Origin of the sequence: Pseudonocardia sp. DR1-2, assembly GCF_023717215.1 — a bacterium.
Lineage (GTDB): Bacteria > Actinomycetota > Actinomycetes > Mycobacteriales > Pseudonocardiaceae > Pseudonocardia > Pseudonocardia alni.
On sequence record NZ_JAMQOF010000002.1, the window covers coordinates 147,874 to 174,132 of the forward strand.

24 protein-coding genes, 1 tRNA gene, 1 other RNA gene and 1 riboswitch are annotated in these 26,259 nt (G+C 72.6%); of the genes, 8 read left to right on the plus strand and 18 right to left on the minus strand.

The features are described from left to right. Positions 1 to 201 precede the first annotated feature (201 nt). Positions 202 to 1,998, plus strand: coding sequence for a 2-isopropylmalate synthase (gene leuA, locus ND486_RS05425; protein ID WP_251783109.1), 1,797 nt, complete (start codon positions 202 to 204; stop codon positions 1,996 to 1,998). Between the two features lie 91 nt (positions 1,999 to 2,089). Here the strand turns inward: leuA and ND486_RS05430 are convergent, their stop codons facing one another. The 6 genes from ND486_RS05430 to ND486_RS05455 form a co-directional block, all read right to left on the minus strand. Continuing rightward, positions 2,090 to 3,193: an ABC transporter ATP-binding protein gene (locus ND486_RS05430; protein WP_208826288.1), complete on the minus strand. Its 1,104-nt coding sequence runs from the start codon at positions 3,191 to 3,193 to the stop codon at positions 2,090 to 2,092. Then, positions 3,190 to 4,200 carry an ABC transporter ATP-binding protein gene (locus ND486_RS05435; protein WP_285898312.1) on the minus strand — a complete coding sequence of 337 codons (1,011 nt, stop codon included), beginning with the start codon at positions 4,198 to 4,200 and terminating at the stop codon, positions 3,190 to 3,192. Before ND486_RS05435 ends, ND486_RS05430 begins: the two co-directional genes overlap by 4 nt. Beyond that, positions 4,197 to 5,123: an ABC transporter permease gene (locus ND486_RS05440; protein ID WP_062399557.1), complete on the minus strand. Its 927-nt coding sequence runs from the start codon at positions 5,121 to 5,123 to the stop codon at positions 4,197 to 4,199. The genes ND486_RS05435 and ND486_RS05440 overlap by 4 nt, the downstream gene beginning before the upstream one ends. Beyond that, a complete protein-coding gene (locus ND486_RS05445; RefSeq protein WP_062399555.1) occupies positions 5,120 to 6,124 on the minus strand; it encodes an ABC transporter permease in 1,005 nt (334 codons plus the stop codon). Before ND486_RS05445 ends, ND486_RS05440 begins: the two co-directional genes overlap by 4 nt. Positions 6,125 to 6,200: 76 nt before the next feature. Next, a complete protein-coding gene (locus tag ND486_RS05450) occupies positions 6,201 to 7,838 on the minus strand; it encodes an ABC transporter substrate-binding protein (protein WP_251783110.1) in 1,638 nt (545 codons plus the stop codon). A gap of 129 nt (positions 7,839 to 7,967) precedes the next feature. Continuing rightward, the gene (locus tag ND486_RS05455) at positions 7,968 to 8,888 is read right to left on the minus strand and encodes a helix-turn-helix transcriptional regulator (RefSeq protein ID WP_251783111.1); all 921 of its coding nucleotides are present in this window, start codon (positions 8,886 to 8,888) and stop codon (positions 7,968 to 7,970) included. 247 nt (positions 8,889 to 9,135) lie between these two features. On the opposite strand from ND486_RS05455, the gene ND486_RS05460 reads away from it, so the two are divergent. After that, complete coding sequence (locus ND486_RS05460) at positions 9,136 to 9,339, plus strand: hypothetical protein (RefSeq protein WP_251783112.1); 204 nt, start codon at positions 9,136 to 9,138, stop codon at positions 9,337 to 9,339. A 123-nt stretch (positions 9,340 to 9,462) separates the two neighbouring features. Here ND486_RS05460 and recR read toward each other — a convergent pair whose 3' ends face one another. Continuing rightward, on the minus strand, positions 9,463 to 10,080 hold the full coding sequence (recR, locus tag ND486_RS05465) for a recombination mediator RecR (protein WP_062399547.1): 618 nt from the start codon (positions 10,078 to 10,080) through the stop codon (positions 9,463 to 9,465). Between the two features lies 1 nt (position 10,081). Continuing rightward, complete coding sequence (locus ND486_RS05470; RefSeq protein ID WP_060713646.1) at positions 10,082 to 10,396, minus strand: YbaB/EbfC family nucleoid-associated protein; 315 nt, start codon at positions 10,394 to 10,396, stop codon at positions 10,082 to 10,084. A 127-nt stretch (positions 10,397 to 10,523) separates the two neighbouring features. Here ND486_RS05470 and ND486_RS05475 point away from each other — a divergent pair, with 127 nt between their 5' ends. Next, the gene (locus ND486_RS05475) at positions 10,524 to 11,327 is read left to right on the plus strand and encodes an N-acetylmuramoyl-L-alanine amidase (protein WP_224403811.1); all 804 of its coding nucleotides are present in this window, start codon (positions 10,524 to 10,526) and stop codon (positions 11,325 to 11,327) included. 38 nt (positions 11,328 to 11,365) lie between these two features. Here the strand turns inward: ND486_RS05475 and ND486_RS05480 are convergent, their stop codons facing one another. Together ND486_RS05480 and ffs are read right to left on the minus strand one after the other, a co-directional pair. Further along, a complete protein-coding gene (locus tag ND486_RS05480) occupies positions 11,366 to 13,966 on the minus strand; it encodes a DNA polymerase III subunit gamma and tau (RefSeq protein WP_251783113.1) in 2,601 nt (866 codons plus the stop codon). A gap of 51 nt (positions 13,967 to 14,017) precedes the next feature. Then, an RNA gene (gene ffs / locus ND486_RS05485) (signal recognition particle sRNA small type) lies at positions 14,018 to 14,112 on the minus strand. A gap of 80 nt (positions 14,113 to 14,192) precedes the next feature. Here ffs and ND486_RS05490 point away from each other — a divergent pair. After that, positions 14,193 to 14,280 (plus strand) — tRNA-Ser (locus tag ND486_RS05490). Between the two features lie 65 nt (positions 14,281 to 14,345). On the opposite strand, the gene ND486_RS05495 is transcribed toward ND486_RS05490, so the two are convergent. Beyond that, entirely contained in the window at positions 14,346 to 14,870 is a 525-nt protein-coding gene (locus ND486_RS05495; protein ID WP_251783114.1) for a DinB family protein, read from the minus strand. A 122-nt stretch (positions 14,871 to 14,992) separates the two neighbouring features. Here ND486_RS05495 and ND486_RS05500 point away from each other — a divergent pair, with 122 nt between their 5' ends. The 3 genes from ND486_RS05500 to ND486_RS05510 all read left to right on the plus strand — a co-directional run bounded on the left by ND486_RS05500 (position 14,993) and on the right by ND486_RS05510 (position 17,915). Continuing rightward, on the plus strand, positions 14,993 to 15,979 hold the full coding sequence (locus ND486_RS05500) for a DUF418 domain-containing protein (RefSeq protein ID WP_251783115.1): 987 nt from the start codon (positions 14,993 to 14,995) through the stop codon (positions 15,977 to 15,979). Between the two features lie 107 nt (positions 15,980 to 16,086). Further along, complete coding sequence (locus tag ND486_RS05505; RefSeq protein ID WP_251783116.1) at positions 16,087 to 16,905, plus strand: CPBP family intramembrane glutamic endopeptidase; 819 nt, start codon at positions 16,087 to 16,089, stop codon at positions 16,903 to 16,905. After that, positions 16,902 to 17,915, plus strand: a complete 1,014-nt coding sequence (locus ND486_RS05510; protein WP_251783117.1) for a YdcF family protein — start codon at positions 16,902 to 16,904, stop codon at positions 17,913 to 17,915. The genes ND486_RS05505 and ND486_RS05510 overlap by 4 nt, the downstream gene beginning before the upstream one ends. A 7-nt stretch (positions 17,916 to 17,922) precedes the next feature. On the opposite strand, the gene ND486_RS05515 is transcribed toward ND486_RS05510, so the two are convergent. Then, complete coding sequence (locus tag ND486_RS05515; protein WP_224403820.1) at positions 17,923 to 18,561, minus strand: LysE family translocator; 639 nt, start codon at positions 18,559 to 18,561, stop codon at positions 17,923 to 17,925. A 124-nt stretch (positions 18,562 to 18,685) separates the two neighbouring features. Next, a riboswitch (guanidine-III (ykkC-III) riboswitch) is annotated at positions 18,686 to 18,752 on the plus strand. A gap of 19 nt (positions 18,753 to 18,771) precedes the next feature. Between ND486_RS05515 and ND486_RS05520 the strand changes: the two genes are divergently transcribed. Beyond that, positions 18,772 to 19,086, plus strand: coding sequence for a multidrug efflux SMR transporter (locus ND486_RS05520; protein WP_060713653.1), 315 nt, complete (start codon positions 18,772 to 18,774; stop codon positions 19,084 to 19,086). A 65-nt stretch (positions 19,087 to 19,151) separates the two neighbouring features. On the opposite strand, the gene ND486_RS05525 is transcribed toward ND486_RS05520, so the two are convergent. The 6 genes from ND486_RS05525 to ND486_RS05550 form a co-directional block, all read right to left on the minus strand. Then, complete coding sequence (locus ND486_RS05525; RefSeq protein ID WP_208826068.1) at positions 19,152 to 19,457, minus strand: hypothetical protein; 306 nt, start codon at positions 19,455 to 19,457, stop codon at positions 19,152 to 19,154. 97 nt (positions 19,458 to 19,554) lie between these two features. Continuing rightward, positions 19,555 to 20,025, minus strand: coding sequence for a (2Fe-2S)-binding protein (locus ND486_RS05530; protein ID WP_251783118.1), 471 nt, complete (start codon positions 20,023 to 20,025; stop codon positions 19,555 to 19,557). Between the two features lie 10 nt (positions 20,026 to 20,035). Further along, entirely contained in the window at positions 20,036 to 22,387 is a 2,352-nt protein-coding gene (locus tag ND486_RS05535) for a molybdopterin cofactor-binding domain-containing protein (protein WP_251783119.1), read from the minus strand. Positions 22,388 to 22,779: 392 nt separating this feature from the next. Further along, complete coding sequence (locus ND486_RS05540; protein WP_251783120.1) at positions 22,780 to 23,250, minus strand: (2Fe-2S)-binding protein; 471 nt, start codon at positions 23,248 to 23,250, stop codon at positions 22,780 to 22,782. A 10-nt stretch (positions 23,251 to 23,260) separates the two neighbouring features. Then, positions 23,261 to 25,585, minus strand: coding sequence for a molybdopterin cofactor-binding domain-containing protein (locus ND486_RS05545; protein ID WP_251783121.1), 2,325 nt, complete (start codon positions 25,583 to 25,585; stop codon positions 23,261 to 23,263). A gap of 250 nt (positions 25,586 to 25,835) precedes the next feature. Further along, positions 25,836 to 26,222 carry a hypothetical protein gene (locus ND486_RS05550; protein ID WP_251783122.1) on the minus strand — a complete coding sequence of 129 codons (387 nt, stop codon included), beginning with the start codon at positions 26,220 to 26,222 and terminating at the stop codon, positions 25,836 to 25,838. Between the last annotated feature and the right edge of the window lie 37 nt (positions 26,223 to 26,259).

The window sequence follows — 26,259 nt, forward strand, 5'->3', positions numbered from 1 at the left end:
TTCGTTGCGAGCCGGGACTCGGCGGCCGGGTTCGACCGTGCGGGTGGTGACTTGCCGCGCAACGGGGGTTCGGGTCTACGGTAGGAGGCATGGCGCGCCTGCTCCTTCGCCGCCGCGGCGGGGTCTGAACCGACCGGCCCCTCGTCGCGGGGTTTCGCGTGTCCGCCGGTCGCCACGACGGCACGACGACGGAGCATTCCCGTGACCACCTCTCCCGACGCCTACGAGGCCCGCGCCCGCAGCAACGTCCGCACCCCCGAGGGCGCGCCGCACGCGGCCCAGCCCGCCTGGAACCGCCAGCGCGGCTCGCAGATGCCGGTCCACCGGTACAAGCCCTTCCATCAGCTGGTCGAGCCGGTCTCGCTGCCCGACCGCACCTGGCCGGACAAGGTCATCGACACCGCGCCGCTGTGGTGCGCGGTCGACCTGCGTGACGGCAACCAGGCGCTGATCGACCCGATGAGCCCGCTGCGGAAGCGGCGCATGTTCGACCTGCTGGTACGCATGGGCTACAAGCAGATCGAGGTCGGCTTCCCGGCGGCGAGCCAGACCGACTTCGACTTCGTCCGCGAGATCATCGAGCAGGGCGCGATCCCGGAGGACGTGCAGATCCAGGTCCTGACCCAGGCCCGCCCGGAGCTGATCCAGCGGACCTTCGAGGCCTGCGAGGGCGCGCACTCGGCGATCGTCCACCTCTACAACTCGACGTCGATCCTGCAGCGCCGGGTGGTCTTCCGCTCCGACCGCGCGGGCATCACCAAGATCGCCACCGACGGTGCGGAGGAGGTCAGCAAGTTCGCCGAGAAGTACCCGGCGACCGACTGGACCTTCCAGTACTCGCCGGAGTCCTACACCGGCACCGAGCTGGAGTACGCCGTCGAGATCACCAACGCGGTGAGCGCGATCTGGCAGCCGACGCCCGAGCACCCGATGATCGTCAACCTGCCGGCGACGGTCGAGATGGCGACGCCGAACGTCTACGCGGACTCCATCGAGTGGATGCACCGCAACCTGGCCCGCCGCGACTCGCTGGTCCTGTCGCTGCACCCGCACAACGACCGCGGCACCGGCATCGCCGCCGCCGAGCTGGGCTACCAGGCCGGCGCCGACCGGATCGAGGGCTGCCTGTTCGGCAACGGCGAGCGCACCGGCAACGTCGACCTGGTCGCGCTGGGCATGAACATGTTCACCCAGGGCGTCGACCCGCAGATCGACTTCTCCGACATCGACGAGATCCGCCGCACCGTCGAGTACTGCAACCAGCTGCCGGTGCACGAGCGCCACCCGTGGGGCGGCGACCTGGTCTACACCGCGTTCTCCGGATCCCACCAGGACGCGATCAACAAGGGCTTCGCCGCGATGGAGGCCGACGCCGCGGAGGCCGGTCACCCGGTCGCCGACCACACCTGGGAGGTCCCGTACCTGCCGGTGGACCCGAAGGACATCGGCCGCACCTACGAGGCCGTCATCCGGGTCAACAGCCAGTCCGGCAAGGGCGGCATCGCCTACATCATGAAGACCGAGCACCAGCTCGACCTGCCGCGCCGGCTGCAGATCGAGTTCAGCCACGTCATCCAGGCCTTCACCGACACCGAGGGCGGCGAGGTCGAGCCCAAGGCCATGCGCGACGCGTTCGACGTCGAGTACCTGGGCCGCGAGACCCCGCTCAAGCTGGTGCGCCACCGCATCCACAGCGACGGCGAGGGCCGCGACGAGATCGTCGCGACCGTGCGCGTCGAGTCCGACCTGCACGAGATCGCCGGGTCGGGCAACGGGCCGATCGCGGCGTTCGTCGACGCGCTGGCCGGGATCGGTTTCGACGTGCGGGTGCTCGACTACCACGAGCACGCGATGGGCGGCGGCGACGACGCCCGCGCCGCGGCCTACGTCGAGTGCGCCGTCGAGGAGAAGGTGTTCTGGGGCGTCGGGATCGACAGCTCGATCACCAGCGCCAGCCTCAAGGGCGTCGTGAGCGCGATCAACCGCGCCCTGCGCTGAGTCCACGGACCCCTCCCCGCCTGCCCCCAGGGTCACCCTCGTAGCGCTCTAAGCCACGAGAGTTCCCCTGGGGGCACCGCGGGCCCGGGGCTCAGCGGCCGATCGCGTCGCCGAGGGTGATCTGCTGGTCGGGGACCTCCGGGCCGCCGCCCGGACCGACGGCGGCGTCGGCCTCCTCCGCGGTCACCTCGTGCGGGGTGATGCGTCCGTCGCGGATCGCCTCGGCGTGGTGGCAGGCGACCCGGTGCCCCGAGGTGTCGCCGTCGAGCACGCGCAGCTGCGGGCGCTCGGTGGAGCACCGGTCGTCCTGGCGCCACGGGCAGCGGGTGTGGAACCGGCACCCGGACGGCGGCGCGGCGGGCGAGGGCAGGTCCCCGGACAGGAGGATCCGCTCGCGGGTGTCCTCCACGGTCGGGTCCGGCTGGGGCACGGCCGAGAGCAGCGCCCGGGTGTAGGGGTGCAGCGGGCCGTCGTAGAGCGCGCGGGCGGGCGCCTCCTCCACGATCGACCCGAGGTACATCACCCCGACCCGGTCCGACACGTGCCGCACGACGGCCAGGTCGTGCGCGATCACCAGGTAGGTCAGGCCGAGCTCGCGCTGCAGCGAGCGCAGCAGGTTGAGCACCTGGGCCTGCACCGACACGTCCAGCGCCGAGACCGGCTCGTCGGCGACGACGAGGTCGGGCTCCACGCACAGGGCCCGGGCGATCCCGATGCGCTGACGCTGCCCGCCGGAGAACTCGTGCGGGTAGCGGCGCAGCGCGGACTCCGGCAGCCCCACCGCGCGCATGAGCTCGGCGAGCCGGTCCGGACCGGCCTCGATCCCGTGCGCGGCCAGGCCCTCGCGCAGCAGCGACCCGACCGACTGGCGCGGATCCAGGCTGGACATCGGGTCCTGGAACACCATCTGGAACCGGCGGCGCATCCGGCGCAGCGGCTCCCCCTTCAGTGCGGCGACGTCGGTGCCGTCGAAGGACACCGTGCCCGCGGTCGGCTCGGTGAGCTTGAGGATCGCCCGCCCGAGGGTCGACTTGCCGCAGCCGGACTCGCCGACCAGGCCGTAGGTCTCGCCGCGCTCGATCCGCAGCGAGACGCCGTCGACGGCCCGGACGTGCCCGACGGTGCGCTGCACCAGCACACCCCGGGTGATCGGGAAGTGGACCTGCAGGTCCTCGACCTCCAGCAGGGGGCTCATGCCGTCGCTCCGATCGGCTCGGGGTTGTGGCAGCGCAGCAGCCGGCCCGCCTCGTCGTCGGCCACCGGGGTGACCGAGGTGCAGGTCTCCAGCGCCCGCGGGCAGCGCGGCGCGAACGCGCAGGCGTGGTCCCAGGGCAGGTTGTCCGACACCGACCCGGTGATCGCGGGCAGCTCCGCGGCGGGGTCGGAGTCCAGCCGCGGGATCGACCGGATGAGCCCCGAGGTGTACGGGTGGCGCGGGCCCCCGAACAGGGCGTGCCGCTCCGCGCGTTCCACGACCCGGCCGCCGTAGAGGACGTTGACCCGGTCGCAGAGCCCCGCGACGACGCCCAGGTCGTGCGTGATCATGATCAGTGCCGTTCCCGTCTCGGCGACGAGTTCGCGCAGCAGCTCCAGGATCTGGGCCTGGATGGTGACGTCGAGGGCGGTGGTCGGCTCGTCGGCGATGAGCAGCTTCGGCCGGCAGGCGAGCGCGATCGCGATCAGCGCGCGCTGGCGCATCCCGCCCGACATCTGGTGCGGGTAGGCCGACACGCGTCGTGCCGGGTCGGGGATGCCGACCCGCTCCAGCAGGGCGACGGCCTCCGTACGCGCCTCGTCCTTGCTCATCCCGCGGTGCCGAGTGAGCGCCTCGGTGATCTGGACACCCACCGGGACGACCGGGTTCAGCGACGACAGCGGGTCCTGGAAGACCATCCCGATGTCGCGGCCGCGCCGCTCGCGCAGCTCGGCGTCGGACAGGGTGAGCAGGTCGACGGACTCGTCCCCGGAGGAGAACAGCACCGAGCCGCCCACCCGGGGGGTACGGCCCGGCAGCAGTCCCATGATCGCCAGGGAGGTCACGGACTTGCCGCAGCCGGACTCGCCGACCAGGCCGACGACCTCGCCGGGGCGGACGTCGAACGACACACCGTCGACGGCGGCGACGTCGGCCTCGCCTTTGCGGACGAAGCGCACGGACAGGTCCTGGACCTGCAACAACGGGTTCATCGGAGGTGTGGTCATCTCCGGCCTTTCGGGTCGATGGCCTCGCGCAGCGACTCACCGAGCAGCGTGAACCCGAGCGCGACGACGATGATCGCGATCGCCGGGTAGACCGCCAGCCCGGGCCGGACGTCGAGGTAGGGCTGCGCGGAGGCGAGCATCAGGCCCCACTCGGCGCGGGCCGGGTCGGCGTCGCCGAGGCCGAGGAAGGACAGCGCGGCCGCGTCGAGGATCGCCGTCGCCAGGGTCAGCGTGGCCTGCACGATCACCGGGCCGATCGCGTTGGGCAGCATGTGCCGCAGCACGACCGCCCGTCGCTTCACGCCGAGCGCGGTGGCCGCGAGGACGTGGTCGGAGTCGCGCTGGGCGAGCATCGACCCGCGCAGCAGCCGCGCGAAGATCGGCACGTTCACCAGCGCGACGGCGATGATGACCGTGGTCTGGCTGGGCCGGGCGGCCAGCGCCGCGACCGAGATCGCGAGCAGCAGCGACGGGATCGACAGCAGCACGTCGGTGACGCGCATGAGGACGGTGTCGATCCAGCCGCCGAACGCGCCGGCGAGCACGCCGATGACCAGGCCCGCCGCGAGCCCGAACACGGTCGCGAGCACGCCGACGAGCAGGGTCTGACGCGACGCCAGGATCATCCGGGAGAACTCGTCGCGGCCGTTCTGGTCGCTGCCGAGCAGGAAGCCGGGCTGCGGTCCGGGGATCGAGCCGGGGCGCAGCTGGTCGAGCAGCTGCGGGAACGCCTGGGCCGGGTCGTGCGGGGCCAGCAGCGGCGCGAACACCGAGACCAGCACGAACACCCCGATGATCACCGCCCCGACGATCGCGGTGGGGCTGCGGCGCAGCCGGCGCAGTGCGTCCGCGGACAGGCTGCGGCCGGCGGTGTCGTCGATCCGGTCCTTCCGCCGCTGCGCCCAGGTGGTCGGTGCGCTCATCGCAGCCTCACCCTCGGGTCGATCACGGCGTAGGACAGGTCGACGAGCAGGTTGACCAGCACGTAGATGAGCGCGCCGAGCAGCACCACGGCCTGCAGCCGCGGGTAGTCGCGGCGCTCGATGCCCTCGGCGATCAGGGTGCCGATGCCGGGCCGGTTGAACACCTTCTCGGTCAGCACCGCACCGGCGAGGAGCAGGCCGGTCTGCAGACCGATCGTCGTCGAGACCGGCAGCAGCGCGTTGCGCAGCACGTGCCGGCCGCGGACGGTGCCCGGCGCGAGCCCCTTGGCGTTGGCGGTGCGGACGAAGTCGGACTCCAGCACGTCGAGCACCGAGGCCCGGGTGATCCGCACGATGACGGCGAGCGGGATCGTGGCGAGGGTGACGGCGGGCAGCACGAGGTGCAGCAGCGAGTCCCAGCTGGCGTCGAACTCGCGGGTCAGCAGGCCGTCGAGGGTGGGGAAGCCGGTGACCGAGGTGGCGTCGATGCCGGTCGACTGCAGTCCGGACGGCGGGAACAGGCCGAGGTCGACGGCCAGGAACTGCTTGAGCACATATCCGAGGAAGAACACCGGCACGGCGACGCCGACCAGGGTCCCGACGATGGTCAGGTTGTCCCAGATCCCGCCGCGGTGGCGGGCCGCGAGGTAGCCCAGCGGGATCCCGAGGGCGACGGCGAGCAGCAGGGCCGACAGGGACAGCTCGATCGTCCCCGGCAGCGCGCGGCCGAGCTCGGTGATCACCGGGTCACCGGTGACCAGCGAGGCGCCGAAGTCGCCGGTCAGCGCCCGGCCGAGGTAGTGCAAGTACTGGATCGGGATGGGCTGGTCCAGGCCCAGTGTCTTGTTCAGTGCCGCGATCGACTCCGGGGTCGCCTTGTCTCCGAGCAGCGCACCGGCCGGTCCGCCGGGCAGCGAGCGCAGCCAGGCGAACAACAGCACGGACAGGATGAGCAGCGTCGGGACGACCTGGAGCAGGCGGCGCGCGACGAAGCGCAGCATGCGTGGATGTCCTCAGTGGTGGGAGGCGGGACACGCGACCGGGCGCCGCGGGGTCTCCGCGGCGCCCGGGGCACGGTCAGTTCTTGCTGACGGAGACGAAGCGCTCGTCGGTCAGCGGCGACGGGATCACGCCCTGCACGTTCGGTCCGACGACGATCGCCGGGCCGGTGGTCAGGATCGGCACGGCCGGCAGGTACTTGGCCATGATGTCCTTGTTCGCCTGCTGGTACGCGGCGGCGTGACCGGCCGGGTCCGGGATGGAGTCGGCCTTGGCCAGCTCGGCGAACATCGCCGGGTCCTGCGGCCCGAACTCGGCCTTCTCCCGGCCGAAGAACGTGCCCACGAAGTTGCCGGCGTCGTTGTAGTCGCCGGTCCAGCCGAGCATGTGCAGGTCGTGCTTGCCCGCCTTCTGGACGTCGTCCTTGTAGCCGCCGTTCCACGGCCGCGCGACCGGGTTGACCGTGATGCCGACGGCCTTCAGGTTCGCCGACATCGCCGAGAACAGGTCCGCCGGGTTCGGCATGTAGGGCCGGGTGATCTCGGTCGGGTAGTAGAAGTTCAGCGTCAGGTTCTGCGCGCCGGCCTCGGCGAGCAGCTGCTTGGCCTTCTCCGGGTCGTACGGGTACTGGGTGACGTCGTCGGCGTAGCCCGCGACGGTCGGCGGCACGAACTCCTTCGCGACCGCGGAGCCCTCGGGCATCTTGGTGCGGACCAGCGACTCGCGGTCGATGGCGTACGCGAGCGCCTGGCGGACCCGCAGGTCCTTGAGCTTCGGGTTGTTCTTGGTGTTGATGCCCATGTAGAGCAGCGAGAACGGCTGGCGGATCAGCACCTGGTCACCCTGGTCCTTCAGGGTCTGGTAGTCCGCCGGGGACGGGTAGTCGTAGCCGTCGATGGTGCCGGCGGCCAGCTCCTGCTTGCGGGCGTTCTCGTCGGGGATGATCTTGAAGATGAGCCGGTCGAGCTTCGCCTTCTCACCCCAGTACTGGTCGTTGCGGACCAGGGTGATCGTGTTGTTCGCCTTGTCGAAGCTCTCGAACTTGAACGGCCCGGTGCCCGTCGGGTGCTCGTTCGCATAGGCGGGGTAGGTGAAGGAGTCACCACTCTGGGTGACGGCGTCGGCGTCGTACTGCTTGAGCGCCGCCGGGCTGGAGATCGAGAACGACGTGAGGCCGAAGGCGGCCGGGAACGCGCCCTTGAACTTGTTCAGCGCCAGGACGGCGGTGTTCGGGCTCTGCGCCGTGCAGGACTTGTACAGCGGGGCGCCCGAGGCGTCGCCCTCGTTCTTGGCGAAGCCCTCGAAGACGTCGCCGTAGTAGATCATCTGGCTCTGCGCCGCGGCGCCCTTCATGTTGAACCAGCGGTCGAAGTTCGCACAGACCGCGGTCGCGTCGAGCGGCGTGCCGTCGTGGAACGTGACGCCCTCGCGGAGGGTGAACGTCCAGGTCTTGCCGTCCGGCGTGGACGTCCACTCGGTGGCCAGGCCGGGCTCGAGCTCGGTGGTCCCGGGCTTGTAGGTGATCAGCGTGTCGAACATCTGCCGGGCCGGGCGGAAGCTCTCGCCGTCGTCGTTGAAGATCGGGTCGAAGTTCTTCGGCGCACCCGCGGCGCCGAACACGAACGTCCCCCCGGCGGCGTCGCCACCCGCTCCGCGCTCCGAGCTCGCGCAGGCGGTCATGCCCACTGCGAGCACGCCCGCCATGACCGCCGTCATCCACCGTCTGCGCATTCCGGTCCCCTCGTCGGCAGAGGTGTCCACCCGATGTGTGCGTGCGGACACCTGATGACGGGGAAACCTATAGCGGTCCGTTACCAACCGGTAGACCCTTGCGTCACGATAGTGCTACGAACTGGTACGCACGTCCCGTTCGTCCGGGCCGTCGTCGACGGCCGACCGGTGCGCGTCCCGGTGGGCCGACACCGCGGCCCGCGAGGCGTCCTCGCCGAGCGCGGCGGCCCGGACCTCGTCGAAGACCTCGCGGTAGGTGCGCAGGTCGGCGGGCGACTCCAGGAACGACTCCCCCGCGTGCCCCTCGGTGTGGACGACGTCGGGGCCGAGCTCGTCGGGGACGGTCAGGATCGCGAAGCGGCCGGCGTGCGCCCGCTGCGGCCCGGCGCCGAACGGGAGCACGCGCAGCGTCACGTCGGGCAGGCCCGACAGCGTGAGCAGCCGGTCGAGCTGCTCGGCCATCACCGCGGGGCCGCCGGTCGCGCGGGCGAGCACGGCCTCGTCGACGACGGCGTCGAGCACCAGTGGCGGCGTCGCGGTGAGCGCCTCGTGGCGACGTCCGCGCAGCCGCACGAGCTGGTCGATCTCCCAGTCCGGGCGCCCCGGGAGCCGGGCACGCAACGCGGCGTGCGCATAGGCGGGCGTCTGGAGCAGCCCGTGCAGCACGGTCAGGTCGAACGCGGCGACGGCGGTCGCGTCGGACTCGGCGGCGGCGTAGCGCCCCGGCGACGGCAGGAAGTGCGGGTCACTGCGCAGGCCCTCGGTGAACGGCTCCCACCAGCCGCGGGTGCGGCTCTCGGTGACGAGCCGCTCGAGCATCTCCGCCTCGACCCCGGCGACTCCGCCGTAGACCTCGACCAGCGCGGCGACGTCGGCCGGGCGCGGCACCCCCTTGCCGTTCTCCAGCCTGCTGATCTTCGACGTCGAGCAGCCCACGCCACCCGCGGCGTCCTCCAGCTTCAGACCGGCGTTGACGCGCAGCCTGCGCAGTTCGGCACCCAGCCGCCGTCGCGCGCCGGTCGGCTCCTGCTCCACCTCGCGCTCCCTCCGTGGCCCCGCCGTGCAATCTACAGTTCTGTGCAATCCCCTGAGCCTGCAATTGCACGAACGCGTGTCGTCGTGCATCCTGGACTCACCCGGACGTGACGGCGGACACACCGACCGTGGCGACCGGGGGACCACGGACCGACCGCGACACACGAAGGGAGATTGACATGATCCGCAGGACGCAGGTGCCGCACACAGGCACGCACCACAGCGCCCGTACCGGGCGGTGGTCGCCGTGATCGCGCTGGTGGTGGTGGCCCTGGCCGGGCTGGCCACACTGGTCGTCTCGGCGATCGTGATCGGGGTGACCGAGCGGCGCCAGAGCGAGGCGTGGCGCCGGATCGCCGAGCAGCGACGCCGGGAGTGGGAGCGCAGGCAGCGCCAGCTCCACGGCCGGCCGCACCACGTGGACGCGTGGGGCGACGAGGACTCCGACTGACACCGCTCTCGGGACCCACCGGGAAGGAAGGACGGCGCAGCGGCGGGGGGTTGCTGCGCCGGGTGGCCGGTCACGGCCGGGGCAACGCGCCCTGGACGGACCGGCCCGTTCTGTGTCCGGGGGCTAGAGGGCCCGCCGGCCGGCGAGCGCGCGGCCGAGTGTCATCTCGTCGGCGAACTCCAGGTCGCCGCCCATCGGCAGGCCGGACGCGAGCCGCGTGACGCTCAGGCCCGGGAAGTCGCGCAGCAGCCGGACCAGGTAGGTCGCGGTCGCCTCGCCCTCGGTGTTGGGGTCGGTCGCGATGATGACCTCGGAGATCTCGGTCTCGTCGGTCGCCGGACCGGTGCCGCCGAGGCGGGCGAGCAGCTCGCGGATCCGCAGCGTGTCCGGGCCGATCCCGGCCAGCGGGTCGAGCGCGCCGCCGAGCACGTGGTAGCGCCCCTTGAACTCCCGGGTCCGCTCGACGGCCAGGACGTCCTTGGGCTCCTCGACCACGCACACCAGTGTCGGGTCGCGTCGCGCGTCGGAGCAGTAGCGGCAGCGGGTGTCCGACGCGACGTTGCCGCACACGTCGCAGAACGCGACGCCCTGCTTGACCGTCTGCAGGACCTCCTGGAGCCGGTTGATGTCGGCCGGGTCCGCGGCGAGCAGGTGGAACGCGATGCGCTGGGCGCTCTTCGGACCGACCCCGGGCAGGCGCCCCAGCTCGTCGATCAGGTCCTGGACCGGTCCTTCGAACACCTCAGGCGCCCGGGAGGCCCAGGCCGCCCATGTCGAGACCGCCGGCGAGCGGACCCATCTTCTCCTGCTGCAGCTCCTGCGCACGGCGGACCGCGTCGGCGAGCGCGCCGGCGACGAGGTCCTGCAGGGTCTCGACGTCCTCGGGGTCCACGACCTTCGGGTCGATCCGCACCGAGCGCGGCTCCAGGCCCGCGGTGACGGTGACCTCGACCAGCCCGTTCCCCGCCTGGCCGGTGACCTCGGCGGTCGCGAGCTCGGCCTGGGCCTGCTGGAGCTGCTGCTGCATCTTCTGGGCCTGCTGCAGGATCATCTGCATGTCGGGCTGACCGGGTTGCACGCGTACCCCTCGCTGTCGGGTCCGGCTCGCGCGATCGGGGGCTTCCCCGGCGCGACCGGCGCGGACGTGTCCTTCTCCCAGGGTAGACGTGTCAGGCTGACCGACCGTGCGCGCCCTGATCCGTTCCGCCACAGCCGTCCTCCCGGCCGTCGTCGCGCTGCTGTGCGCCGGCTGCGGCGCAGCGGCACCGGCTCCGCCCTCGGTCGACGCGACCCCGGTACCGGCCGCGACGACCCGTTCGCTGCCCACCACCCCGGCGCCGGTCCCCGCCCCCGTCGTGCTGCTCGACCCCGGGCACAACGGCGGCAACGCCGCGGACCCGGCCGCGGTGAACCGGCCGGTCCCCGACGGGCGCGGCGGGACCAAACCGTGCAACACGACCGGCACGTCCACGAACGCCGGCTACGCCGAGCACACCTTCACCTGGGACCTGGCCGGGCGGGTGCGGTCCCGGCTGGAGGCCGCCGGTGTGCGGGTGGTGCTCACCCGCTCCGACGACGACGGCGTCGGCCCCTGCGTCGACGCCCGCGGTGCGGCGGGCGGCCGGGCCGGTGCGGCGCTGGCCGTGTCGCTGCACGCGGACGGCGCGGCGGCCTCGGCCCGCGGGTTCCACGTCGCGTACGCGGAGCCCGCGGTGCACGGGACCGGACCGGCGTCGCTGCGCCTGGCCACCGGGCTGCGGGACGCGCTCCGCTCGGCCGGGTTCGCCCCGGCCGGTTACATCGGCCGCGACGGGCTCGACGGCCGCGAGGACCTGGCCGGCCTGAACACCTCGACCGTGCCGACCGCGCTCGTGGAGGCGGGCAACATGCGCAACGCCGGCGACGCCGCCGTGCTCACCGACCCCGCCGGGCGGGACCGGATCGCGGCGGCGGTGGCCGCTGCGGTGCTGGCACAGCTGCGCCGCTGACCACCTGCGCCCCGGCCACCACCCGTCCGGGCCGGGGGTCAGCGCGGGTCGATCGCGCGGGCCCCCAGGTGCGAGGTGAGGATCTCCAGCGCGGCGGCCTCGGGGTCGCGACGGGCGCCCGGCGACGCCGCCTCGGCCGCGGCCTCGGCGAGCATGTCCTCCTCCTCGGCGGCCTGGTTCCGTACCGGGGCGGGTCGTGCGCCCGGACCGTCGCCCCCCTGCGGTCCGGCATCACGAGGGTCCGGCGGTGCGTCCTCCGGCGGCGGCTCCGGCGGCAGCGGGACGTCGGGATCCCCCGCGGGACGGCGGGTGGGCCGCCCGCCCTGCTCGCGCTGCGGGGCGTCGCGCTGGGAGGGGCGCTGCGGCACCGCCCGCTGCGCGCGTTCCGGTGTGGCGGCGCGACGCGCGGTCGCGGCCTCCCCGGTGTCGCAGTGGACCCGCCACTGGACCCCGAGGACGGCGCGCAGCGCATCGGCGATCACGTCGGTGTTGCGCGCCTCGGACAGCCGCCGGGCCAGCGGCGGGGCGCCGATCGCGAGGACCAGGGTGTCGCCGTCGACCGCCCGGACGGTGGCGTTGACCAGCAGCGCCTCGGTGCTGCGGCTGCGCTGACGGACAGCGGCGAGGATCTCCGGCCAGACCCGGCGGACCGCCGTCGCGTCCAGCGACGACGCCGACGACACCGGCTGCGCCGACTCCGGCGGTACGGCGTCGGCGGGGGCGCCGTCGCGGGGCGGGGCGGGACGACGGGCCGGGGCCTCCTGCGCGGCGGGCTCCTCGGTCCCGCCCGCTCCCGGCCCGTCCGCCCGGCGACCGTCCGCCTGCCGACCCTCTGCGGCCGGGCCGTCCGTACCCGGGCCGTCCGCGGCAGGTCGGTCGGCAGCCGGGCCGTCCACCGGGGCCGGGCCGGCGGTCGCCGGAGCGCGCTCCGCGGAACGCTCCGCCCCGGACTCCGCACCGGCGGAGGGAGCAGCGGGCCTGCCCGAGGACGCCGCCTCCGTCGCGGCGCCGCCCGGTCCGCGTGGCCCGGTCGCCTCCTCGGCGTGGGGTGCCGTGGCGCCCACCGGCCGGGTCCCGGCATCCGCGGCCGCGGGGCCGCGACCGGAGCCCTCACCGCCCCGGTCCTGGACGTCGCCGCCCCGGTCCTGGGGGCCGGCGCCGTGGTGGGCACCGGGGGCCGGGGCGGCAGCGGTGGCCGTGGCCCGGCCGTCGGAGCGTTCCGCGGAACGCTCCGCGCCCGCCTCCGGTCCGGTCCCCGCGGGCTCCGGGGCGGTGGGTGCCGGGGCGGCGGCGTCCGGTGCGGGCTCGGCGGGCCGCGACGGTGCCGGGGCGGGCACGGCCATCGGGGCCCCGGCCTCGCGTTCCGCGGAACGCGACGGTGCGCCGCCGGTCGGCTCCGGGGTGGCCGGGCGCTCGCTGGGCCGGACGAACCGCTTGGCGGCGCCGCCGTCGTCGGCCGGGCCGGCGGGGCCGGGCGCGATCGCGTTGCGCCGCTCGATGCGCTCCAGACGTTCGAGCAGCCCGCCGTCGGAGGTCGTGGCCGCCGGGAGCAGCATCCGCGAGACCAGCAGCTCCAGCAGCAGCCGCGGGGCCGTCGCCCCGCGCATCTCGATCAGACCCTGGTGCAGGATCTCGCCGTAGCGGGTGAGGGTGGCCGGGCCGAGCCGGGCGGCCTGGTCGGCCATCCGGGACAGTTCGTCCGCGGCGCCGTCGACCAGTCCCTGCTCGGCGGCGTCCGGCACGGCCTGCACGAGCATCAGGTCGCGGAAGCGCTGCAGCAGGTCCGAGGCGAAGCGACGGGGGTCGTGCCCGGCCTCGACGAGCCGGTCCACCGCGCCGTAGACGGCCGCGCCGTCGGCCGCGGCGAGCGCGTCCACGGTGTCGTCGATCAGGCCGGAGTCGGTCACCCCGAGCAGCGCGACCGCGCGCTCGTAGGTCACACCCTGCGGCCCGGCGCCGGCGAGCAGCTGGTCCAGCACCGACAGCGTGTCCCGGGCCGAACCGCCCCCGGCCCGGATGACCAGCGGGAACACCGGCGGCGCGACGGTCACCTGCTCCTCGCCGCAGATCTTCTCCAGCAGCGCGCGCATCGTGCCGGGCGGGATCAGCCGGAACGGGTAGTGGTGGGTCCGCGACCGGATCGTCGGGAGCACCTTCTCCGGCTCCGTCGTCGCGAACACGAAGACCAGGTGCTCCGGGGGCTCCTCGACGATCTTGAGCAGCGCGTTGAAGCCCTGGGTGGTGACCATGTGCGCCTCGTCGACGACGAACACGCGGTAGCGCGACTCCGCGGGCGCGTAGAACGCCCGGTCACGCAGCTCGCGCGCGTCCTCGACACCACCGTGCGACGCCGCGTCGAGCTCGACGACGTCGATGCTGCCCGACCCCTCGGGGGCGAGCGCGATGCACGAGTTGCAGACGCCGCAGGGATCCGGGGTCGGCCCCTGCTCGCAGTTCAGCGAGCGCGCCAGGATGCGGGCCGAGGACGTCTTGCCGCAGCCCCGCGGCCCCGAGAACAGATACGCGTGGTTGATCCGCCCCGCGGTGAGGGCGGTGGCCAGGGGCTCGGTGACGTGCTCCTGCCCCACGACGTCGGCCAGCTTGGCCGGGCGGTACTTGCGGTACAGAGCCAGAGCCACGAGGGGAAGGCTACCCAGGGGGTCCGACACTCCGGGGACCCGCTCGGAGACAGAAGGGGACCCCGCGCACCCGCCAGAGCCTGTTGACCCTTGCTGCCTTCCGGCCCTGGGGGAGTTCACAGGATGGACGCCGCACGGGGTCCACGGACAGTGTGCCACGGACGGCGCCGTCGGGCGGCGAGGGGGCCGCGTCGGATCGCCGAGGGCGTCGCGTAACCTCCTTCGCGGAGGATTCGCCTAGTGGCCTAGGGCGCACGCTTGGAAAGCGTGTTGGGAGCAATCCCTCACGGGTTCAAATCCCGTATCCTCCGCCAGCAGGAAGGCGGAACGCCGGGCACACCCTCGCGGGTGGCCCGGCGTTCGTCGTCCCCGGGCCTGCTCAGTGACCGGCCGCGTGCACCAGCCGCAGCTGCCCGGCCTCCGCGACGTTCTTCGCCAGCTCGGTGTTCACCCAGGCCAGGGTGTGGCCGACCGTCATCTCCGGATCCCCCTGCCACGGGAACGTGGCCTCGGCGGCGAGGTCGTCGTCGGACAGTCCGTCCAGGACGTCCGCCCATTCCCCACGCAGTGCGCGCATCCGGGCGACGGTCGACGCGGCGTCGCCCGGCCACACCACATCGGTGCGGTCCCGCGGGGTCCGGCCACGGAGGTGGTCCAGCGTCACCGACCACCACCAGTCGATGTGCCAGGTGACCCACGCGATCGTCGGGACGGGGACCGGGTCGGGTTCGGAGTCCGCCCAGTCGGGCCGCCACGTCCCGTCGCCGGACGGGTGCACCGTCCAGCAGACGCGCGCCGGCCGCCACAGGGTCTCGTCGTCGTCGAGCCGGTCGAGGTGGTACTCGAACAGGGCCCACGTCAGGTCGAACCGCCACCGCAGGAGCGCGACACGGGATGCGGACATCGCCCGAGCCTGGCAGCACACGGTCACGGCCGAAAGTACGAGGCCCCGCAGCCGGAACCGGCCTCCGGGCCGATCCGCGAGCCCCGCACGGCCGCCACGCTGGACCGGTGCAGCGAACAGACGTGAGCGTTCCCCCGGATCCGACGACCACCGCCCCCGACCGGGTCGACGCCCTCGACGCCCTCCGCGGGCTGGCCCTGTGCGGGATCCTGCTCGTCAACATGCCCGCGATCGCCGGGCTGCCGCCCGCCGCGGGGTCCTGGAGCGGCACCCTGCCGCAGTGGCTGGAGCTCACCGCGCACCAGCGCTTCTTCCCGCTGTTCTCGTTCCTGTTCGGGCTCGGCACCGCCCTGTTCCTGGACGGGGCCGCCCGGCGGACCACCCGGCCACGGCTCGTGCTGCTCCGCCGGCTGCTCGTGCTCGGCGTGCTCGGCGCCGCGCACCATCTCCTGCAGCCCGGTGAGGCGCTGCTCCCGTACGCGATCGTCGGCGTCGTCGTCCTCCTGCCGGCCTCCTGGCTGCCGCGGCCGGTGATCGCGCTCGGCGGCGCGGTCGCGACGGGCGTGGCGCTCGCGTTCACCAGCGGCGGGCTCCTCCTCGTGCCCGGGCTGTTCCTGCTCGGTCTCGCCGCCGCCCGCTACGGCCTGCACCACCGGATGGCGGCGCCGAACCGGGCCGTGTGGACGGCCGTGCTGGTCGGGGCCGTCGTCGTCGCGGTGCCGCTGCTCAGCGTCCAGGTCGACACGATCGAGCACAGCGGGTTCGACCGGGTGTCCTCGACCGCCGGGCTCGTGATGGCCGTCGGGTACGCGAGCGCACTGGTGCTGCTGACGGCGTCCCGGGTCGGGCCGTGGGTGTCGTCCGTGCTCGCCCCGCTCGGCCGGCTCGCGCTGACGAACTACCTCACGGCGACGCTGCTGGTCGTGCTGCTGACCACGGCCGGGGCGTTCTCCGGCCCGGGCGGGTACCGCGCCCTGCTCCCGCTCGCCGCCGCGATCCTGGTGGTCCAGGTCGTCGTGAGCCGCCGGTGGCTGCGGCGCTTCCGGTACGGGCCCGCGGAGTGGTTGTGGCGCAGCATCTCCTGGTGGTCACCCGCACGGATGGTCTAGCCCGTCCCGGGTCACCCGAGCGGTGCGATCCCCCGGTCGGACACCCGTCCGCCCGCCATGATCGGCGCGCAGACGTCGTGGCGACGAGAGCAACCGGGGAGGACCGCATGCGGGGAGTGGTCGGCCGCTGGGGGCGCGCCGCGGTGGCGACGGTCGTGGTGCTCGCTGCGGTGTTCGCCGGCCAGTTCCTCTGGCTCGCGCTGCGTCCACCGACGGACCCTGCCGACGACATGCGGCTGTGGCAGGTGGTCGACCTCGTCGTCCCGTTCGGCGTGTCGTTGATCCTGCTCGTCCTGTGGTTGCGGCTGCGGGAGGGCCGGGGGCTGTCCGGCCTCGGTGTCCCGGTACGACGGCGTGGCCGGGCGGTGCTGGGGGCATCGGCACTCGCGTTCGTCGTGTTCGCGGTGGCCGCGGTCGCCGCCGCAGCCGTGAGCGGGCCCGACGGCGGCGGCGCGGATCCGGCCGGGGACGTCGTGGCCCCGGGGGTGACGGCGGTCGTGGCCGTCCTGCTCGCCACGGCACTGCAGTCCTCGACCGAGGAGCTGCTGTTCCGCGGCTATCTGCTCGGCGCGGTGCGGACCGGGTTCGGCAGCACCGCCGCGGTGGCGTTCAGCTCGGTCGTCTTCGGTCTGTGCCACTCGTTCAACTCCGGCGCCACCGTCGTCTACGTCGCGACGACCGTCGCCCTGGGGGCCCTGCTGGGTGTGCTCGCACTGGGGCGGGGCGGGCTCTGGGCCTCGTGTTCCTTCCACACCGTGTGGAACGCGGTGCAGAACGTCCTGGCCGACCCCGCCGCCGGGCACCGGGACTCCGGGGCGTCCGCGGGTGAGGTCGCCTTCCTCCTCACGATCGTGTGCTGCGTCGTGGTCGCGGTGTGGCTCCGCCGCCGCCGTCCGGTTCCGCCGCAGCCGGAGGTGGTCCGATGACGGGCGCGCAGGTCCTGTTCGGCCTCGCCGCGTCGGCGGCCGTGCTCTGTGTCGTCGGCGTGCTCGTCGAACGGCGCCGGTTCCGCAACGCGGTGCTCGGCGGGATCGCGGTGGCCCTGGTCCTGATGGGGGCCGTCGCCGAGCTCTCCCGGTTCGACGCCGGTGTCGTCGACGTCGTCACGACGCTCCTCGGGGTGCTGCTGGTCGCCTGTGTGCTGGTCCTGACGGGATTCCTGCTCCTCAACGGCGTCGTGATGATGCGGCGCGAGGGACGCCGGCCGGCGAACCTCCTGTCGCTGCTCGCGGGGCTCGCCTGCCTCGCGGTCGTCGTCCTCGTACCTCTCACGGTGGTCGTCGACAACCGGTTCCTGACGACGCTGACCTACGTGGCGCTGCTGCTCGCGGCCTGGTTCGGGTTCCTGCTGTGCAGTCTGGTCGCCTACGCGTTCGTCTACGGACGGGTGGGGGTCCGTCCCGGGGTCGACTTCGTCGTCGTGCTCGGGTCGGGACTCGTCCGCGGTGCGGTGCCACCACTGCTCGCCGCCCGCCTGGACCGCGGGGCCGCCCTGTGGGACCGGGAGCGGGAACGGGGCGGGGACCCGATGCTGGTGACCTCGGGTGGGCGCGGTCCCGACGAGCCGGTCGCCGAGGCCGTCGCGATGGCCGACTACCTCGTGGCCCGCGGTGTGCCGTCGGAGAGGATCCTGCGGGAGGACCGGTCGAGGACGACGCGGGAGAACCTCGTGTTCAGCCGGGCGCTGATGACCGAGCGGGCGCCCGACCACCGGTGCGCCGTCGTGACCAACAACTTCCACGCCTTCCGGGCGGCGCTCACCGCCCGCCGGGCCGGGGTGAACGGCCAGGTCGTCGGTTCGCCGACCGCCCGCTACTACTGGCCCAGCGCCACGCTGCGCGAGTTCGTCGCGATCCTCGCCGAGCACCCGGTCCTGAACGGCGCGATCTGCCTCGCGCTGGTCGTCCTCGGGGTCCTGGTCGGCCTCGACCGGTAGCCGCCGGCTACTGCGACGACCCCGTCGCCGCCACGCCGACGCCGAGCCCGATCATCGCGAGCCCACCGGCACCGCCGACGGCCGCGATCCGCCTCGGCGACGACGCGAACCAGGCCCGGGCCGATCCGGCGGCGAGGGCCCACACGCTGTCGAGCACCAGACCGATGGCGACGAAGAACGCCCCCAGCAGCAGGATCTGCGTGGCGACCGGCCCGCGGGCGTCGACGAACTGGGGCAGGAACGCGACGAAGAAGACGACGGACTTGGGGTTCAGCACGCCGACCACCAGACCGTCGACGACGCTGCGGGCCGGACCCACCTGCCGGGCGTCACCGGCCGAGCGCTGCATCGCGCGGACGACGTCGTGCCGGTGCCGGAACGCCGTGATCCCCAGGTACACCAGGTAGGCGGCACCCACCAGCTTCAGGACGGTGAACGCCGCGGCGGACTGTGCGACGAGGTGTCCGAGGCCCACCGCCACCGCGACCACCTGCAGGAAGACGCCGACGGCGTTGCCGACGACCGTCGCCAGCGCGGCGGACCGGCCGGCCGCGAGCGCGCGGCCGACGGTGAACACGACGCTGGGTCCGGGGACGACGATGACGACCGCCGCGGCGGCGGCGAACGCGAGGAGGCGATGGTCCACGGTGGAAGCGTCCGCCGACCGGCCTCCGGTGTCGAGCCCGTTCCCGATCAGCGTCGGGGCGGTGCGCGGCGGTCCGACCGGTCACCATCACTCGACCCGGGCCCGGCGGTCCGCCATCCTGGTACCGGACCGCCCACCCGGCGGCTCCCCGGACGAGACGCGCCGTACCCGGAACGCCAAGACGACGCATCCTTCCGGGAGGAGTTCGTCATGGCATGGATCTACCTCGTGGTCTCCGGTGTGCTGGAGACGGTGTGGGCCGCGGCGCTGTCGCAGAGCCGCGGCTTCAGCAGGCTCGGCCCGTCGCTGCTGTTCGCGGGCGCGCTGGCCCTGAGCATGGGCGGGCTGGCCCTGGCGTTGCGCGACCTGCCGGTCGGCACCGCGTACGCCGTGTGGGTCGGCATCGGCGCGGTCGGCACCGCGCTCTACGGCATGGCCGCCCTCGGCGAGCCGGCGACGACGGCGCGGCTGTTGTGCCTGCTCGCGATCGTCGCCGGTGTGGTGGGGCTGAAGGTCCTGCACTGAGTCCCCGGTACGACGACGGGGCCGGCACCCCGTGAGGAGTGCCGGCCCCGCCGTCCGGGAGCCCCTTACTCGAAGGGTCCGTCCTTGACCAGCCCGCCGGCCGGACCCTCGACGAAGCGCGGGTCGGCCTGCGGGAACTCGGTGTCGGTTCCGTTGACGCCGTCCGGACGGTTCGTCGGCGAGAAGGTGTCCGCGGCGTCGAGGAAGCTGTAGCCGAACGTGTCGGTCAGCTCCAGCACCGAGTCCACGCCCTGGGTCGGGCTCTGGGTGCTGGGGTAGCCGTGCCCGTCCTCGGTGTCGGCGGCGGCGATCCCGGCCAGCGGGAACGCCACCGCGCCGAGCGCGCCGACGGCGATCAGGGAGCGTCGCATCCGGTTCTTCATCGAATCCGTCCTTCGGTAGCGGGGAGCAGGCCGTTCACACTAACGGCCCAGCGTTGTGCGGCGTACGGAGCACGCCGCACGGACGTCACATGTTGTCGGCGCCGGCCTTGATCGCCTCGCGGATGCGGTTGTAGGTGCCGCAGCGGCAGATGTTGCGGATCTCGTCCAGGGCGTCGTCGTCGATCGAGCGGCCCTCGGCCGAGCACCGCTTGACCAGGTCGATGGCGGCCATGATCTGGCCGGGCTGGCAGTAGCCGCACTGGGCGACGTCGTTGTCGATCCAGGCCTGCTGCATCGGGTGCAGCTCCTCGCCCTTCGCGATCCCCTCGATGGTGGTGATCTCGTCGGACTCGGAGATGGCGCCGACCGGCACCGAGCAGGGGTTGAACGCCTTGCCGTTGATGTGGCTGGTGCAGGCCTTGCAGACGTTGATCCCGCAGCCGTACTTCGGGCCGGTCACCCCGAGCAGGTCGCGCAGGACCCAGAGCACGCGGACGTCGTCCTCGACGTCGACGGTGACCTTCTCGCCGTTGACCGTGAAGGTGTGGGAAGGCATGTCAGTCTCCTCAGCGGACGAAGTCGAGGCCGTTGGTCGGCGACGGCGGGATCGGCGGCACGGTCGGGTACGGCTCGAACGGCAGCGGCTCGTTGTGCAGGATCGGGAACTCGGTCGGGACCTTCCCCGTTGCGCGGGCGTAGGCGCAGGCGATCGCGCCGCAGGTGGCCGCCACGCCGAACTCGCCGGCACCGCCGGGCTCGGGGGCCTCGGAGTCCTCGATGAGCACGATGTTCATCTCGGGCGGGGTGTTCCACTGCCGGGTGTAGAAGTAGTTGTCCCAGCTCGCCTCGACGAAGTGACCGTCGACCAGGTGCAGGCCCGCGGTCAGCGTCATCGCGATGCCGTCGTTGATCCCGCCCATCATCTGGGCCTCGAGACCACGCGGGTTGATGATCAGCCCCACGTCGACGACGTAGGTGACCTTGGTGACGCGCGGCCCGGTGCGGGCGGAACGGATCTTCCGGTTCACCGTCTCGGGGCGGCAGTCGAGCTCGACGACGGCGCAGGCCACGCCCTTGTACTCGACGTGCATCGCGATGCCCTGGGCGGTGCCCTCCGGCATCGACTTGCCCCAGTCCGCCTCCTTGGCGGCCCGGTCGACGACGTCCTTCCAGCGGGTCAGCTTGGTGTACTCCGACCGGAACTCATAGGGGTCCTTGCCCATCTTGGCCGCGACCTGGTCGATCATCAGCTCGCGCGCGGTGGCCGTGTCGGGCGAGTAGATGTTGCGCATCGAGCACGTGTTGAAGCGCATGTCGACCTCGTTGAGCAGCGAGGTCGCGACACCGACGTTGTACGGGTTGGTCTGCGTGGTCACGTAGATGCTCTGCGAGACCGTGTAGTTGCCGCCCGGGGCCTTGTTCGCCGCGGCGGTGATCGCCTCGGACAGACCCGGGTTGATCTCGGTGGCGACGCTGGTGTGGCGGATCTCGAAGCTGGACACCGCGTCGCCGGAGACCTGCGCCCGGACCCGGGTGGTCGCCATCGGGTGCGTGCGCCCCTGGCGGGAGTCGTCGGCGCGGGTCCACATGAGCTTCACCGGCTTGCCGAACGCCTGCGAGCACTCGGCGGCCTCCTCGAGGCCGTCGAAGAACAGCCGGCGCCCGAACGAGCCGCCGCCCTCGGTGACGTGCACGGTGACCGCGTTCTGCGCGATCCCGAGCTTCTTGGCGATCTCGGCCTGCGCGGCGATCGGCGACTTGGACGGTCCCCAGATCTCCGCCGAGCCGTCGCGGACGTCGGCGATGGCGCAGTTGGTCTCCAGCGCGGAGTTGCTGCGGAAGTAGAACGTGAAGTCGCCCTCGACGGTCTCACCCGGCACCTGGGGCACGGCCAGCGGCAGCTCGCCGCGGCGCAGGGCCGCCAGCACGGACTCGTCGTTCTCGCCCTCGACCGTGCCGCCGTCCCAGTCGACGCGCAGCGCGTTGACCGCGTCCACGGCCTGCCCGAACGTCTTCGCGCGGACCGCCACGCCGGTCGGGACCTGCTCGACGTCGGTGACGCCCGGCATGTTCCGGACCTCGTCGATGTTGCGGACACCCTGCGGGGCCGAGTTGAGGTTCGGGCCGCGGCAGATGACGGTCGGCAGCGCGTCCGGGATCTGCAGGTCGGCGAGGAACTTCTTCTTCCCGGTCACCATGGCGCGCGCGTCGGACTTGGTCCGCGGCGTCCCGATGACGGTGAACTCCTCGCGGTCCTTCAGGACGACGTCGACGGCCTCGTTCACCGAGCTGGACGCCAGCTCGGTGAGCTCGCCGAAGGGCAGCTGCTCGCCGTTGTTGCCGGTGATGAGCCCCTGACGGCTGCGCAGCACGTTCACGTCCTGGCGCAGCTCGTTCGCGGCCGCGTCGAGCAGCCGCTTCTGCGCGAGCGCCGCCGCGACCCGGATCGGGGTGTAGGTGGAGAACGTGGTCGTCGAGCCGCCGGTGAGCTGGTTGAACACCAGCTCCGGGCGGGCGTCGGCCAGGGTGACGATCACCTGGTCGGGGTCGAGGTTCATCTCCTCGGCGATGATCATCTGCGTCGACGTGATGATGCCCTGGCCGTTGTCCGATCGCGGCAGCGCGAACGAGACGGTGCCGTCGCGGTTGACCTCGATGCGGATGAGGTTCGCGGTCGGGCGCGCGGAGTCCCGGATGACGTCGAGGAGGTCGTAGAGCTCGGCCGGCAGGGGCGGCGACGGGATCGCGGCCGCGTTGGCCTGCGGGACGCCGGGGAAGTAGGTCTGGCGCCCGATCTCGGCCGCGACGACCAGCGTCGGGGCGGCGACCAGGTAGCCGAGGAACCGCCGGCGGCTGACGTTCTTGCGGTCGTCTCCGGACGCCGGGCGCTCGGGGGCGGTGGCGCTGTGAGCGGGCATCGTTGTCCTCTCGGAATGTGCTGCGGTGCGCGCCCGATGCGACGTCCGGTGCGGGGAGCGGGGACGACTGCAGGGCATTCGGGCGATCAACGACGTGCCTGATTCGACGGATACGCGTCGGTACGCGCGGCACGCGTAGAGCGAAATCCGCTGGTCACACTGTCGGAGATCCAATGATTCGCAGGTCAACGAGTTGCCATTCAGGGTCCCCTTACCCGCAGATGCGGATGACTCGCCGTCGCATACTCCGCAGGATGGGGTTGCCCTACCGCCGAACAGACCACTCGTACGGGTGAGCCGGTGGAGAGCACCCGAACCGGGACCGGGTGTCGACCGAAGGGTCCCGCGCCCGCCGCCCGCCGCCCGGGTCCCGGTGCGGCGGGCGCGCGCCGTCACATGGCGTCGGCGCCGGCCCTGATCGCCTCGCGGATGCGGTTGTAGGTGCCGCATCGGCAGATGTTGCGGATCTCGTCCAGGGCGTCGTCGTCGATCGAGCGGCCCTCGGCCGCACACCGCTCGACCAGGTCGACCGCCGCCATGATCTGACCCGGCTGGCAGTAACCGCACTGCGCGACGTCGTTGTCGATCCAGGCCTGCTGCATCGGGTGCAGCTCCTCGCCCTTCGCCAGACCCTCGATCGTCGTGATCTCGTCCGACTCCGAGAGGGCGCCCACCGGCACCGAGCACGGGTTGAACGCCTTGCCGTTGATGTGGCTGGTGCAGGCCTTGCAGACGTTGATCCCGCAGCCGTACTTCGGCCCCGTCACGCCCAGCAGGTCCCGCAGGACCCACAGGACCCGGACGTCGTCCTCGACGTCAACGGTGACCTTCTCGCCGTTGACCGTGAAGGTGTGGGAAGACATGGGGGGCTCCTCAGCGGACGAAGTCGAGGCCGTTGGTCGGCGACGGCGGGATCGGCGGCACGGTCGGGTACGGCTCGAACGGCAGCGGCTCGTGGTGCAGGATCGGGAAGTGGTCCGGCACCCGGCCGGTGGCGCGCGCGTAGGCGTTCGCGATCGCCCCGCAGGTCGGGGCGACGCCGAACTCGCCGGCCCCACCGGGCTCCGGCCGCCCGTTGTCGACCAGGTGGACCTGCAGGTCGAGCGGGGTGTTCCACTGCCGGGTGTAGAAGTAGTTGTCCCAGCTCGCCTCGACGAAGTGACCGTCGACCAGGTGCAGGCCCGCGGTCAGCGTCATCGCGATCGCGTCGTTGATCCCGCCCATGATCTGGGCCTTGAAGCCGAGCGGGTTGATGACCAGACCGCCGTCGACGGCGAAGACCGCCTTGGTCACCCGCGGGCCGGTCCGCGCCTGGCGGACCTCACGGTCCACGGTCTGCGGGCGGCAGTCGATCTCGACCAGGCAGGCTGCGAAGCCCTTGTACTCGACGTGGAACCCGATCCCCTGCGCCGTGCCGTCGGGCATCGACCGGCCCCAGTCGCCCTCCTCGGCGACCTTGTCGAGCACGGCGCGCATCGCGTCGTTGCGGAGGAACTCGCGGCGGAACTCGTAGGAGTCCTTGCCCATCTTCTCCGCGATGCGGTCGACGATCAGGTCGCGGGCGGTGCAGACGTCGGGCGAGTACACGTTGCGCATCGAGCCGGTGTTGAACCGCATGTCGACCTCGCTGAGCACCCGGGTCTGGGCACCGAAGTCGTAGGGCGTGGCCTGGGTCAGCTCCCAGATCGACTCCGCTACCGAGAACTGGCCGAGCGGGGCCTTCGCGGCGGCGGCGGTGACGGCGTCGCCGAAGCCGTGCCCGAAGTCGCAGCTCACACCGGTGTGCCGCTGCTCGAAGCTGACGACGGACTCGCCGGAGACGACCGCCCGGATCCGGGAGGTGGCCATCGGGTGCACCCGGCCCTGGCGGGAGTCGTCGGCGCGTGACCAGATCAGCTTGACCGGCTTGCCGAGCTTCTGGGAGATCTCGGCGGCCTCCTTGGCCGCGTCACCGAAGAGACGGCGGCCGAACGAGCCGCCGCCCGGGACGATGTGGATGGTGACCGCGTTGACCGGCAGCCCGAGCTGCTCGGCGATGTCGTGCTGCACGGTGATCGGGATCTTCAGCGAGGTCCAGATCTCGCAGCGGCCGTCCCGGACGTCGGCGATCGCGGTGTTGGTCTCCAGCGCCGAGCTGCTGCGGAAGTAGAAGGTGAAATCGCCCTCGACCGTCTCCCCCGGCACCGACGGGACCGCCAGCGGCAGCTCGGCCGCCCGCACCTTCTGCAGCACGGACTCGTCGTTCTCGCCCTCGACGGTGCCCGCGTCCCAGCGCACGCGCAGCGCGTTCACGCCGTCGACGGCCTGACCGTAGGTGTGTGCCCGCACGGCGACGCCGGTCGCGCACTCGACGACGTCGGTGACGCCCGGCATGGAGCGCACCTCGTCGGCGTTGGCGACCGAGACCGGGGCGCAGTTCAGGTTCGGGCCGCGGCAGATCACCGTCGGCAGCGCGTCGGGGATCCTCATGTCGGCGATGAACTGCTTGCGGCCGGTGACGATGTCGCGGGCCTGCGCGTTGCGCCGGTCGGTCCCGATGACCGTGAACTCCTCGCGCGGCTTGAGCACCACCTCCACCGAGCGGGTGGCGTCGACGGCCGCGGCCTCGGTGAGCTCCCCGAACGGGATCGCGCTGCCCCCGGCACCGGTGATGAGCCCGGCGCGGCTGGTGAGGGTGCCCACGTCCTGCTGGAGGAGGGCGGCGGCCGCGTCGAGCAGCCGGCCCTTCGCGATCGCCGCGGCGACCCGGATCGGGGTGTAGGTCGAGAACGTCGTGCTGGAGCCGCCGGTGAGCTGGTTGAAGACCAGCTCCGGACGCGAGTCGGCCAGCGTGACCGTCACCTGGTCCGGGTCGAGGTCCATCTCCTCGGCGATGATCATCGCGGTCGAGGTGATGATCCCCTGCCCGTTGTCCGACCGCGGGAGCTGGAACGACACCGTGCCGTCCCGGTTCACCTCCACCCGGATCAGGGCCGAGGTCGGCCGGGAGGAGTCGCGGATGGCGTCGAGCAGGTCGTAGGCGTCGGCCACCTGGGGCGGCGACGGGATCGCGGCCGCCGAGGCCCCCGGCGGGGCGAACAGCTGCTGGCGGCCGACCTCCGCCGCGACGACGAGGGTGGGGGCGGCGACCAGGTAGCCGAGGAATCGGCGACGGCTGACATCGCGGCGTTCGGTGCGTGCACGTGTCGGGGCAGACATCGTTGTCCTCTCCTTCGCTCCGTGGCCCGGGGGGAGCGGCCGGCGGAGTCCGTTGGAGAGCGGAACGAGAGGGCAGTGGTCGTGATGCGCTCGGCGCTGTGACGCACGGAACCCGGTGAGATCCGCACACCGCTGACGATCGGCCAGAACGTATCCGCAAATGCGGATATGTTGTGTCTCACAGGTCCGAATCAGGAGGTTGTGCGCCGGATAATCCGTTCACCTGTTCGAGCGAGCGTCACTACCAACTTCAGTGGGTACGCCGACCGGCGCGCAGCAGCTTCACGAAGGTCCAGGGCAGGACGACCAGCGCACCCAGGACACCGACGATCCCGGTGACGACGATCGCCCAGTGCCCGGCACCCGGCTCCGGCGTCGCCACGAGGCCGGCGACCAGCACCAGCGCCGGGACGGCCACGATCCCCGGCCACACCAGAGTGCCGAGCCACTTCTCCCCGACCGTCCAGGAGCGACCGGTCCACAGCATCACGACACCGGCGAGCCAGCCGACGACGGGCAGCACGAAGCCGCCGAGCATCAGCATCAGGACGGTGAGGACGGGGTAGGCGTCCGGGTCGCCGGGGCGGGCGGGCTCCGGGGTCGCGTGGTCGTGCGGGGTGGTGGTCATCGTGGTCATCTCCAGCTCCTCGTGTCGGGGTGTGCACCCACTGTCG

Coding starts and splice junctions, on each gene's coding strand:
- ND486_RS05430 (WP_208826288.1), bottom strand. CDS start 3,193: ATGAGCCCCCTGCTGGAGGTCGAGGACCTGCAGGTCCACTTCCCGATC.
- ND486_RS05435 (WP_285898312.1), bottom strand. CDS start 4,200: ATGACCACACCTCCGATGAACCCGTTGTTGCAGGTCCAGGACCTGTCC.
- ND486_RS05440 (WP_062399557.1), bottom strand. CDS start 5,123: ATGAGCGCACCGACCACCTGGGCGCAGCGGCGGAAGGACCGGATCGAC.
- ND486_RS05445 (WP_062399555.1), bottom strand. CDS start 6,124: ATGCTGCGCTTCGTCGCGCGCCGCCTGCTCCAGGTCGTCCCGACGCTG.
- ND486_RS05450 (WP_251783110.1), bottom strand. CDS start 7,838: ATGACGGCGGTCATGGCGGGCGTGCTCGCAGTGGGCATGACCGCCTGC.
- ND486_RS05470 (WP_060713646.1), bottom strand. CDS start 10,396: ATGCAGATGATCCTGCAGCAGGCCCAGAAGATGCAGCAGCAGCTCCAG.
- ND486_RS05495 (WP_251783114.1), bottom strand. CDS start 14,870: ATGTCCGCATCCCGTGTCGCGCTCCTGCGGTGGCGGTTCGACCTGACG.
- ND486_RS05505 (WP_251783116.1), top strand. CDS start 16,087: ATGCGGGGAGTGGTCGGCCGCTGGGGGCGCGCCGCGGTGGCGACGGTC.
- ND486_RS05510 (WP_251783117.1), top strand. CDS start 16,902: ATGACGGGCGCGCAGGTCCTGTTCGGCCTCGCCGCGTCGGCGGCCGTG.
- ND486_RS05520 (WP_060713653.1), top strand. CDS start 18,772: ATGGCATGGATCTACCTCGTGGTCTCCGGTGTGCTGGAGACGGTGTGG.
- ND486_RS05525 (WP_208826068.1), bottom strand. CDS start 19,457: ATGCGACGCTCCCTGATCGCCGTCGGCGCGCTCGGCGCGGTGGCGTTC.
- ND486_RS05530 (WP_251783118.1), bottom strand. CDS start 20,025: ATGCCTTCCCACACCTTCACGGTCAACGGCGAGAAGGTCACCGTCGAC.
- ND486_RS05535 (WP_251783119.1), bottom strand. CDS start 22,387: ATGCCCGCTCACAGCGCCACCGCCCCCGAGCGCCCGGCGTCCGGAGAC.
- ND486_RS05540 (WP_251783120.1), bottom strand. CDS start 23,250: ATGTCTTCCCACACCTTCACGGTCAACGGCGAGAAGGTCACCGTTGAC.
- ND486_RS05545 (WP_251783121.1), bottom strand. CDS start 25,585: ATGTCTGCCCCGACACGTGCACGCACCGAACGCCGCGATGTCAGCCGT.
- ND486_RS05550 (WP_251783122.1), bottom strand. CDS start 26,222: ATGACCACGATGACCACCACCCCGCACGACCACGCGACCCCGGAGCCC.